Annotated in this window: 1 protein-coding gene and 1 pseudogene; both read left to right on the top strand. The window is 73.0% G+C overall.

Going from position 1 to position 1,257, the window contains the following annotated elements; translation table 11 throughout:
* Positions 1-274 (top strand): annotated as a pseudogene (locus ACIKT0_RS18520) (AAA family ATPase); the annotation flags it as partial.
* A gap of 5 nt (positions 275-279) precedes the next feature.
* The coding region (locus ACIKT0_RS18515) for a DUF58 domain-containing protein (protein ID WP_407106782.1) at positions 280-1,257 on the top strand (978 nt) is incomplete at its 3' end.

Here is a 1,257-nt window from a genome sequence, read left to right as displayed (position 1 = left end):
CGCTGTAGAAGCCGAACGTCCGATCGGCGACTTCGCCGCGAAGCAGGCGATATGTCCCGACGACCTTCGGCTTCGCGGCTCCGAAAGCCAGGCGCTGATGCTCACCGTGCGCGCCCGCGCGCTGCTCGACGGGCGCTTCGCCCCATCGATCGACGACGTCGCCGCCCTCGCCCCGCCGGTGCTGAAGCACCGCATGGCCCTGAACTTCTCGGCGCGCAGCTCGGGCGAGACCCTCGAGGCGCTGATCGCCAAGCTCGTCGAGCGGCTCGGCTGACGCTGATGGCGGTTCGCGCCGAGCTCGTCGATCCCTCGGCCGTCCGGATTGTCTCGCGGCATGAGGAGGCCGCGCTCGATCTCGCCGGAAGCCTGCCCCGGCTGCTGGTCGCGGCGCGGCGCGCTTCGGCGACGGTCGTGCATGGGCTGCACGGCAGGCGGCGAGCCGGCGTCGGCGAGAACTTCTGGCAGTTCCGCCGCTTTACGACGGGCGACGCTCCCGGCCGGATCGACTGGCGCCGCTCCGCGCGCGACGAGCACCTCTACGTGCGCGAGCAGGAATGGGAGGCGGCCCACACCGTCTGGATCTGGATCGACCGCTCCCGGTCGATGGCCTTCCGATCGAGTCTCGCGCCCGTTCCGAAGATCGAGCGGGCCGTGGTGCTCGGCCTTGCGCTCGCGGATCTCCTGGTGCGGGGCGGCGAGCGGGTCGGCCTGCTCGGCGTGAGCCGCCCGACGGCGAGCCGGCTCGCCACCGAGCGTCTGGCGCAGGCGCTCGCCTACGCTCCCGACGATGGCGGACATCTGCCTCCGGCGACGGCGCCGATCGCGCGGCTCGCGGAAGCGGTGGTGATCGGCGACCTGCTGGCGCCCGAGGAGGAGATCGCCGCGGCGGTCGCGGGTCTTGCCGGACGCGGCGGCCGAGGGCATCTGGTGATGATCGCGGACCCTGCGGAGGAGACGTTTCCGTTCTGGGGCCGCACCGAATTCGTCGATCCGGACGGCGGCCTCAGGCTCGTCGCCGGCCGGGCCGAGGAGTGGCGGGCGGGCTATGAGGAGCGGCTCGCGCGCCACCGCGCCGCGGTCGCCGGCATCGCGCGCCGCCATGGCTGGAGCTTCATCATCCACCGCACCGATCGCCCCGCGACCGAGGCGCTGCTCGGCCTGCATGCGCAGCTTGGCGAGGCCGAGCGATGGGGCCTCGCCGCAGCGAGGCCGGCCGTGCTTCAGTTCTTCGCGAGCGCTTCGAGCTCGTCCAGGGAC

Origin of the sequence: Hansschlegelia beijingensis, assembly GCF_045505405.1 — a bacterium.
Lineage (GTDB): Bacteria > Pseudomonadota > Alphaproteobacteria > Rhizobiales > Methylopilaceae > Methylopila > Methylopila beijingensis_A.
Note: the sequence above shows the minus strand (reverse complement) of the source record. Positions and strands in the feature narration are given on the sequence as shown.